Source organism: Trichocoleus sp. AS-A1, assembly GCF_039962015.1.
Lineage (GTDB): Bacteria > Cyanobacteriota > Cyanobacteriia > Cyanobacteriales > FACHB-T130 > FACHB-T130.
The window spans coordinates 50716-60265 of record NZ_JAMPKG010000035.1 but is presented as its reverse complement, the minus strand read 5'-3'; the positions used below and the strand labels follow the sequence as shown (position 1 = coordinate 60265).

General features: G+C 46.7%; 8 protein-coding genes and 1 pseudogene. 6 read left to right on the top strand and 3 right to left on the bottom strand.

From position 1 onward, the window contains the following. Positions 1-252 precede the first annotated feature (252 nt). A protein-coding gene (locus tag NC994_RS22140; RefSeq protein ID WP_190431633.1) for an IS630 family transposase occupies positions 253-1207 on the bottom strand; the annotation gives its coding sequence in 2 pieces (ribosomal slippage) (positions 253-865 and positions 864-1207; 957 coding nt in all). Between the two features lie 55 nt (positions 1208-1262). Between NC994_RS22140 and NC994_RS22135 the strand changes: the two are divergent. Further along, positions 1263-1779, top strand: a pseudogene (locus NC994_RS22135) (IS701 family transposase); the annotation flags it as partial. Positions 1780-1849: 70 nt separating this feature from the next. Further along, positions 1850-2968, top strand: coding sequence for a hypothetical protein (locus NC994_RS22130; RefSeq protein ID WP_348225616.1), 1119 nt, complete (start codon positions 1850-1852; stop codon positions 2966-2968). Between the two features lie 193 nt (positions 2969-3161). On the opposite strand, the gene NC994_RS22125 is transcribed toward NC994_RS22130, so the two are convergent. Then, positions 3162-4352, bottom strand: coding sequence for a low temperature requirement protein A (locus NC994_RS22125; RefSeq protein ID WP_190431626.1), 1191 nt, complete (start codon positions 4350-4352; stop codon positions 3162-3164). 10 nt (positions 4353-4362) lie between these two features. Next, the gene (locus NC994_RS22120; protein ID WP_339380865.1) at positions 4363-4572 is read right to left on the bottom strand and encodes a hypothetical protein; all 210 of its coding nucleotides are present in this window, start codon (positions 4570-4572) and stop codon (positions 4363-4365) included. Between the two features lie 126 nt (positions 4573-4698). Between NC994_RS22120 and NC994_RS22115 the strand changes: the two genes are divergently transcribed. The 4 genes from NC994_RS22115 (at position 4699) to NC994_RS22100 (ending at position 9291) form a co-directional block, all read left to right on the top strand. Continuing rightward, positions 4699-5055 carry a hypothetical protein gene (locus NC994_RS22115; protein ID WP_190431624.1) on the top strand — a complete coding sequence of 119 codons (357 nt, stop codon included), beginning with the start codon at positions 4699-4701 and terminating at the stop codon, positions 5053-5055. 74 nt (positions 5056-5129) lie between these two features. After that, positions 5130-6206, top strand: coding sequence for a spore photoproduct lyase family protein (locus NC994_RS22110; protein WP_190431623.1), 1077 nt, complete (start codon positions 5130-5132; stop codon positions 6204-6206). A gap of 316 nt (positions 6207-6522) precedes the next feature. Then, a complete protein-coding gene (fusA, locus tag NC994_RS22105) occupies positions 6523-8592 on the top strand; it encodes an elongation factor G (RefSeq protein WP_190431620.1) in 2070 nt (689 codons plus the stop codon). A 132-nt stretch (positions 8593-8724) separates the two neighbouring features. Further along, positions 8725-9291 (top strand): Uma2 family endonuclease, encoded by a 567-nt coding sequence (locus NC994_RS22100; RefSeq protein WP_190431618.1) that lies wholly within the window; start codon positions 8725-8727, stop codon positions 9289-9291. Positions 9292-9550 lie beyond the last annotated feature (259 nt).

Sequence of the window (9550 nt, the reverse complement as noted above, 5' to 3'; positions counted from 1 at the left end):
TGTGCCATTGCAATAGCAACACCAGCAGATTCACGAGCAAGTAATGGCGAGGACTGAGGCACTGTTGGAGATGAGCTTGGTAGAATGGAGGCAGCATTTTTTGGGATAGGCTTGTGGTCAAGTAGCAAGCCTATCTTTTTTTGTGCTTAGCGACTCTATCCCTTCCTACACATCTGCTTCAAGCTTCCTGTTCCCCCCTGAGATACTTGTAGCCAAGATTGAATCAAACAGAAGAGCGATATATAGCGTTTCTCAAATAGGTGAGATACAGTAGCAGGAGTGAGCAAACCAATTACGAATGTCTTTAAGAGAGACTTGACTAAAAGCCTCACTAATCGCTAAATCTAGAGCCTTATAGGTTCTTGCCCCTAGGGAACGAAACGTGTTTTTGACTTTTGACCAAAAGTTTTCAATCGGGTTAAAATCAGGAGATAATGGTGGGAGATAAATCAATTTTGCTCCAGCTTCTCTCAGGGTGTGTTCAATTTCTTGCCCTTTGTGAATAGTACTATTATCCCAGACTACAGTTGCTCCTTTCCAGAGATTAGGAACGAGTTTTTGGAGAACAAAGGCTTCAAAAGTTAAGCCGTCGGTTGCTCCTAAAATATTGATTGATGCGACAATTCCCTTGAGCGCGATCGCTCCAATCATCGAGACATTTTTGCCTCGTTTTTGAGGGCGAGTACCATAAGCTCTTTGACCCCGAAGCGCACGGGCATATAATCTAACTAAAGCTAAGTTAACTCCGGCTTCATCCAGGAAAATCAGGTCTTCTAGGGGAACATCCCGAATCTTTGACCAGAAATCTACTCTCATGTTTTGCACTCTTTGAGTATCTTTTTCCTTGGCGTGTAGAGTTTTTTTTTACTGTTAGTTTGAGTCTTTGGCTCATTCGTCCCATCGTGGCACGGCTAATAGTAATATCCGTCTTTGCCTTCAGCAGGGAACACAGTTCCTCTAGGGTGGCATCATTATTTTCTTCAATTAAATTTGCCAGCACCTCCAATTTATCTGGAGTTAATTTGAGCTTCACTCCCCCATTGAAAGGTTTTGGCGATATTTCTTGGGTTTGACGATATTGCTTGAGTAACTTGACGATAAAACTGAGAGCGACACCGAACCGTCGAGCTAATTGACGTTGAGAAATTTCCTCCCTTTGGTAAACCTCAATGATCTTTTGCCGTAAATCAATTGAATATGCTTTCATCTCGAATTCGCCTGCTCAATGCTGGTGAGTGTATCTCATCTATTTGAGAAACGCTATACCTAAAAACTCAACTTGGTATGTAATGACTCATACGCCAGAAATCAAATATCACCAAGTGGGTAATCTCTACGGATTGCGAAATTGGGTGGAATATGGCTTAAAGCAAAGTAAAAATGAACTGGGTTGGGCGGATTTTCGCGTTACTGATTATGCTCAGATTCAGAAATGGTGGGAAGTGGTAATGAGCGCTTATCTGCTAGTCAGTCTGCACTCAGCTTCACTAAACCCACGACCCGATTTTTCGGGGGATGATAAACCTTCTGTTGTGGTTAAGAAATTTTTTAGGCATCCTTGGTGGGATGAAGGAACTGGATGGAAGAATTTGTTAAATAATCTTCGTTTAGTCCTTCAACCCTTTGTCCTATTTAACTTGATTCGACCAAGGCTCGTAAGTCTTTCCCATTCCGGCCCTATCTTTGGGATTTTCACGACTGATCGCGCTTATGAATTACTTTCATGGTGCAGTTCCCATACCTCTTCAAATGAACGAGTTCCTATTTTCTGCTGCCTAGAGTGACAGAAGAGCGATATAGCGCGATGTATTGGGAACATAGCCTCGCTGTAGCGCTTTGCTTTGACGGAATGGCAACTTTATTAATACCGGGAACAGAAGGGTTGTCTAAAAAGGATGCTGTATTAAGTGGGGTATTTATTGGCTTATCTGTTTGGTTTAGAGAAGAGATTCTAGGCATTGTCGCGTTTTTGGCTGTCCTGGTTTATGCTGCATCTTTTTTAAAATTAAAAAAAGTTCAGTTTTTAGCGAGAAGAAAGGAACTCTTTGTTGTCAGCACATTTTTAACGATTGCCATCTTCTTTGTGCTGAATACATTGATTTATAAGCATCCTCTAGGAATGCATTCCGTTCAGATAGTAGAGAAATTCTCCCTAAGCGATAGATTATTAGTGGCGGTAGCAAATTTTAATCAAATGAGTTCTGGCTTGTTTGAGTATTTTCCCCTAACCTTATTTGCAATTTTATATTTAGGAGTGAGTTTATTTAGCCGACAAAAGCTAAAACTAAGCTTGGGAATGACGGTTATCTATGCAACCTGTTTCTTATTTACTGTGGCGGTTGCGGTAATGGTTCCGGCTGGTGCTGGAGGCAAGCAATGGGGACCTCGGTTTTTGCTGGTTTTGGTACCGCTAATTTGCTTAGTCGCAATCAAAGAGTTTGAATTTGTCCGGAGATTGGCGAACAGAAGTATCAAAAAAATAGGTACGGTTATTTTCTTGGTGCTTTTTATAATTGGGGTTTATAAAAACACCTACTCCGGTACGGCTTATCTCAGTAAAAATTATCAAGGGATTTCTCCAGCTATTCAGTTTTTGCGATCGCAACCAGAAACAGAAGTCGCGATGTCCAACCAATATGTTGCTCAAGTTCTCCAAGCACCCCTACTTGAAAAAGTATTTTTCCTGACGAAAGAACCTCAGGATTTACAAACTTTGGGCGAGGCGTTACTTGAGCAGAAAAAAGAGAAGTTTATTTATGTCTGCTATTACACTCGTTCCTGCCAAATCTCTGAGAAAAAGCCTGAAGAGGTAAAGCTGCCTTTAGAAAACCAGCAGTTTACGATGGAATTCTTACCTTTAGGAAAATATGGGAATTATCCTATATTCCAGGCATCGATTGGGCAGCGATCGCCCGCAGCGCCAGCCTCATCCTCTTCTGCGGTTCCTGCCTTCAGCAATCGAAGATAAATTGTTAAGCTGTTTGCCCGTAGCGCCAACCTCATCCTCTTCTGCGGTTCCTGCTTCATCCCTTTAGAGGGAGGAAGCTAGAAACTATCGAGTGCGTTAGAGGTTGGAATTCTCGCGATCGCACGCAATTTTGAGGAAAGTGGGCGATCGCTTTCCCAAGCCTGAGGCTGGCTGAATACCTTTATCGTATCGATCAGCACTTTGCCTCAGGCTGAACGTGAGGGGGTGTCAGGAAACCCAGCACCACTTGCACAGCACAAGCTAAAGCTACCAAACTAACGACTGTAATCGGTGACAAAGCCGCACCCGCGATCGCAATCACCAGAATAAAAGCCGCAGAACCCAAACGATAGGCGGCTAAAATCTTACGATGTCGCTTTGTCCCTAAAGTACAGGTAATCAGGTGAATCACCGCCAAGGCTATCAAACACATCGTCACAGCGCCGCAGATCAGCCATCGTTCGTTACTAGGTAACGCTCCTGCCGTTTTGCTGGACACGACAATATGTTCCACACCTACACCAGCAGCAGCAATGCCAATGGCGAGGGGTAAATGGGAATAGAGCCAGATTAAACCAAAGTTCAGGTTGCCAGTTCCCATCCTCCGCAGAGGTGAGCCATCCACGCTGTCAAAGTAGATCCACCACAGGCTAAAAGCAACTATCATCCCCAGCACAGCCACAGTGGCAGATGCAAGACCCCATTGCAGCTGAGAAACGCCTTTGACTACGCCAATCACCGCCTCACCCAACACGATAATCGTAAATAAGCCTAAACGTTCTGGGATGTGTGAAAAGCTCGGCGGCACCTTGGCAGCCAACTGTCTGGCGGTGAGAGGTGTGCCAAAGTCAATCAAAAATCCCAATCCCCAAAGCCAAAAACGCCAAGGAATTGGGACAAAAATTGAGATTAGCCAGATGGCGGCGGCGATGCTAAAGCCTATCACGTACCAAGTTGTCAACTTCCGCGCTGCCACCACAAAGTATCCAGCACTTAGATACTGGAAAATTAAAATACATCGAACAGTTACGTAGGAAAGGGCAAAGCCGTCGGAAGTTTTTCCTAAGCCGTAATGCACGTTTACTGCCAGCACTGCGATCGCAATCATTTGCAGTAATGTCAGCAGTCGGTGTCCTAAGTCGTCAGTATCGAACCGACTTGCGTAAAAAGTCGCCCCAACCCAAGACCACCAAATCGGCACAAACAGCAGCATATAACCCAAAAAACCCAGCAGCGAGACGTGTTCGTTGAGATTATGCGCCACTTCCGCGATCGCTGCCACAAATACCAAGTCATAAAAGAGTTCTAACCAAGTCGCGCGGCGTTCTTTTTCGTTCTCTTCAGGCGTCCGCAGGCGGGGAGGTTGCCACAAAGTTTTAATCATCTTGCACTCTCTAATTTCCGAGAGGATTATGCAGATAATATCCCATAGAAAATCGAATCTTTCTGTAGCGATCGCATTCAGCCGCCAATTGGTCTAAATCTGACTTGGCAAGGCTACCCATAGGCAAGTGAAGCATCGCATTCAACCAGCCGGGAATCCCGATGGTACAGATAAATCTTTTGCGTAAACAGATATTTTGCGCCCATGATAGTCGGGTCAAAAAGTCGCGCGATCGCCACCGGATACTACTACTCTTAAGGGAGTAAAACCCGCTCCAGTTCTAGGTCTCAGGTCTTTCAGTAGGCGTTTAAAATAGAAGTAAGGGACAAAATAAACATTCTTCTAAATGAAACTACAATCATCGGTTTTAGTCCATCTAGGATTCGGAAAATACGTGCGCTCCGACCAGGTGACAGCAATTATCCCCATCGAGGAAGAGCGCGGGCCGGGGCGGCGAACCTTCGTTCATCTACAGGGGGAAGCTGACCCGGTCGTTGCCTCACGGGCTGAAGACACCATCATTCGTGACTTGGTGCAAGAACCGCGTGAAGTCACCCAAGCGCGTCAACAGCAAGAAATTCTCCAAGATTTATTGGTGGATTTGAGCAACGTTAACTCAACGGTGCGTCGGATTAGCCGTGATGAAGGCGGTCTTGATCTGGAACTGTTGGAACGGCGCATCCGCCAAGTTTTAGAGAATTAAGGTCATCGGGAAGGGGCGATCGCGATCGCCCCTGACTTCAGCTCCAAATTGATCAATACGCAGAATCTGACAGTATGCAAGCGATCGCAAACAACATTTCATCTCCAGAAGCGCCATCCACCCGTTTGTGGATGCCGGAGCGAGTTTTATTCACACCCGCTGCTTTAGAAGAACCTTACGGTCAGCAGATACTTTCTCGCGTCCAGTCGCTTAATTTACCCATCGAAGAGTTGGCGCGAAACCGCCTGACTGGTTTACGTGGCGAGAGCGATCGCGATACCTACAACATTGCTAAGCGTACCCTTGCCGTCGTCACCGCACCGCCTAGTTCCTTCAAACTCAGCCCCATCCCTCCATCGGCTGACTGGCAATTTCACATCGCGGAAGGCTGTCCAGCACACTGTCAATACTGTTATTTAGCCGGTAGTTTATCAGGGCCACCAGTGATTCGCGTCTTTGCGAACTTGCCGCAAATATTGGAGAATCTAGCAGCTTACGAAGGAAGCGACGCCACAAGTTTTGAGGTTAGCTGCTACACTGACCCGCTAGGTATTGAGCATTTAACAGGTAGCCTCGCAGAATGTATCCGCTACTTTGGCACGCGGACGAATGGATATCTGCGTTGGGTTTCCAAGTTCGATGCGGTGGATGAATTACTCAACTTGCCGCACAATGGTCACACCCGTTGTCGAATTAGTGTGAATGCCGATCCGGTATCTCGTCGCTTTGAAGGCGGTACAGCCTCAGTAGCTTCCCGGCTTCAAGCTTTGCGGCGGTTAGCTTTACCTCGATCTTCTGGCGGTGGCGGGTATCCAGTGGGTTTAGTGATTGCGCCGATTATGCCGATAGAGGATTGGGAGACACATTACACTCGTTTGCTTGACTCGATTAGCGAAGCACTCGATTTTGATTGTGACCTAACTTTCGAGTTGATTTCCCACCGCTTCACCCCTGGCTCAAAAGAGGTTTTGCAAACTTGGTATCCCCAATCAAAGCTGGACATGGACGAAGAAACACGCACTGTTAAGCGTAACAAATTTGGCGGCACCAAGTATGTTTATGACACTGACACGATGAAGACCCTACGGCGCTTTTTTGAGAGTGAGATTACTAAGCGCTTTCCTCAAGGTCGCATTCTCTACTGGACTTAAGATTTCTAGCTAAATCTAATCTTATTCGCTGACCAAAATTACAGGTCAGCTTTTTTATATTTTGAGCAAGTTTGCAAGGATTGAGAATTCTTCTTGATTTTGTGGAGCGATCGCTGTAGAAGGCTTATCAAGCTGATTCCTTCTTTTCGGCAGCTACACGCTTATGGTTTACCCAAACGGTAAACCATAAACAGACAGCGCGATCGCTCTACCTTCCTACACCCTTGACATTTATGTAACATGAATGTAGTATAAAGATTGCCGCACAAGTGGCAAACGTCTTTTCATAGCTCTGGTAAGGCAGAGTATTTGTCCTATGATTCCCCGAACGCGCATCCGTAATATTGGCATTTCTGCTCACATCGACTCTGGTAAAACAACCCTCAGCGAGCGGATTCTGTACTACACGGGCAAAATTTACAAGATTGGCGAAGTTCGGGGAGGTAGCGATCGCGCTACGTTGGACTACATGGAGTTGGAGCAACAAAAAGGCATTACCATCACTTCAGCAGCGACAACTTGCGTATGGAATGATACGCAGATTAACCTGATCGATACTCCGGGACACGTAGATTTCACGATTGAAGTTGAACGTGCATTGCGGGTTCTTGATGGTGCGATTATGGTGCTGTGCGCTGTTGCTGGTGTGCAATCGCAATCTATCACCGTAGATAGGCAGATGAAGCGCTACCGAGTGCCGCGTATTGCCTTCATTAATAAGATGGATCGGACGGGTGCAAATCCATTCCGAGTCGTGCGATCGCTGCGAGAAAAACTAGGTTTGAACCCGGTACTGCTTCAGTATCCTATCGGCAGCGAGGATAAGTTTGAAGGCGTCATTGATTTGATTGAAATGACGGCAAACTATTTTGCTGGAGAAAAAGGCGAAATTCGCGCTATTGAGTCGATTCCCGAACACTTACGGGATGAGGCAAAAGAAGCACGAGAAAAGATGCTCGATCAACTCTCTATGTTCTCCGAACCGATAATGGAGATGCTACTTGAGAGGGAGGAAATTCCCAAAGAAATGATTTGGGAAACCCTGCGTCGGGCAACTTTAAGCTTGCAATTAACTCCAGTTCTGATGGGTTCCGCTTTCAAAAATAAGGGGGTTCAAAACCTCTTAGATGCTGTTGCTCTTTACTTGCCGTCTCCAGTGGATAGAGAGGTGGTGAAAGCGATCGCGATTCCGACTAATGAGCCGATTCATGTCTATCCAGACACGGAATCCGCACTGGTTGCCTTGGCTTTCAAAATTGCCAAAGATGAGTACGGACAACTGACTTATACCCGCATCTATTCTGGGACGCTGCGTGAGGGACAACGCATCTACAACACTCGCACCAACCAACGGGTGCTAGTGAGCCAAATTGTGCGGATGCACGCGAACAAACGCGAGGAGGTCGAAAGTGCCGCCGCTGGGGACATTGTAGCTCTGCTGGGTGTAGACTGCGCTTCTGGCGATACCTTCTGTTCGGAAGGAACCAACTTCTCTTTGGAGGGGATATTTGTGCCAGAACCCGTAATGACGCTAGCGATCGCGCCCAAGAAACGGGAAGATGCCGATCAAATGTCAAAAGCGCTCAATCGCTTTACACGGGAAGATCCTACCTTCCGCGTCAGCATCGATCCGGAGTCCAAAGAAACCCTGATTTCGGGGATGGGGGAACTGCATCTAGAAATCTACATCGAACGCATGAAGCGGGAATACAACGCCGAAGTTAACGTCGGTGCGCCCGCCGTAGCTTACCGCGAAACCGTTACCCAGTCGGCAACCTTCGACTACAGGCTCAAGAAGCAAGGCGGCGGCCCCGGTCAGTATGCTCATGTTATCGGTCGGATTGAACCCTGCGAAGAATCGTTTGCGTTCGAGAATCGGGTGGTTGGTGGTGCAATTCCCAAAGAATTCATCCCCGCTTGCGAGAAAGGTTTCCGCGAAGCGATCGCAAGCGGACATCTCATCGGTTATCCGATTGTTGGTGTCAAAGCGATACTAGAAGCGGGTTCCTACCACGCGATTGACTCTTCGGAAATGGCGTTCCGAACTGCGGCGAGTCTTGCCCTCAAGCAAGCCTTTGCCAAAGCAATGCCAGTCATCCTCGAACCGATTATGCTCGTGGAAGTGGAAACACCTAACGAGTTTGTGGGGCGAGTGCAGGGCGATCTCTCGTCTCGTCGCGGCATCTTGCTGGGTTCTGAGACGATGGAAAATTACGCTGTCATCCGTGCCGAAGTGCCGTTCGTGGAAATGTTCGGTTATTCTGCACAGTTGCGATCGCTTTCTTCCGGTCAAGCTAACTTCTCAATGGAGTTTACCTCCAACAAGCCGGTACCCGCCAACCTGCAACAGCAACTGATGGAAAATGCCGCCCATCTGCGCGGCTAAAGCCTGCATCTGAAAATAGCACTAAGGAGTGTTCGCGTAGCGGCACTCTCTTCGCGGACTGAGGACTAAATTTTAGTTCTCAGTCTTTTCTTTGCACTAATAAAATGGAGTAACACACTCAAGGAGTGCCTGATGAGCCAAACCACTACCGATCGAGTCCGTTGGACAGTTGCCGATCTGGAGTTGTTGCCAGATAACGGGAATCGCTATGAGATTGTGGATGGAGAATTATTTGTGACACGCGCACCACACTGGGGTCATCAAAGAGTATGTAGCAACATTTGTACAGAGTTGAATTTTTGGTCGCGACAGACTGGTTTAGGAGAATCTGCAAGTGGTGCTGGCATCATTTTTACAGATGCTGATAACGTGATTCCTGATGTGGTTTGGGCAAGCAAGGAACGATTAGCTGCTGTGTTGGATGATGCAGGGCATTTAACCGCAGCACCAGAGTTGGTGGTTGAGGTGCTATCTCCAGGCGAGGAGAATGAACGCAGAGATAGACAGGTGAAACTAAAACTCTACGCATCGCAGGGAGCTAGGGAATACTGGATAGTTGATTGGCGTTTGCAGCAAATTCAGATTTATCGACGGGAGGGGGCAACACTTGTGCTAACAGCAACATTGTTTGCCAGCGATGAACTGACTTCGCCCTTGCTTCCCGGTTTTACTTGTCCTGTGGCGCGGTTGTTTAGTTAGAAGTTAGCGGAAATTAGCGATCGCAATTTGCCTTGAATTGTAAACCCAAGATGAATCGAATAGCACAACGAAAAATTGCTAGATGTTATTGTTGCAGAGACAGCCATCGTTAGTGATCGTCGTACTTAAAAATCTTTCTAAAACCCACCGCAATTGCCAATTTCAAAAGATGCTTTACTGCTACGGTTACTGCTGCCAGCGGAAGGCAAATCGTGATGATTACTATTTGCCTTTTTGCTTTTATCTTTAATATCAGGCA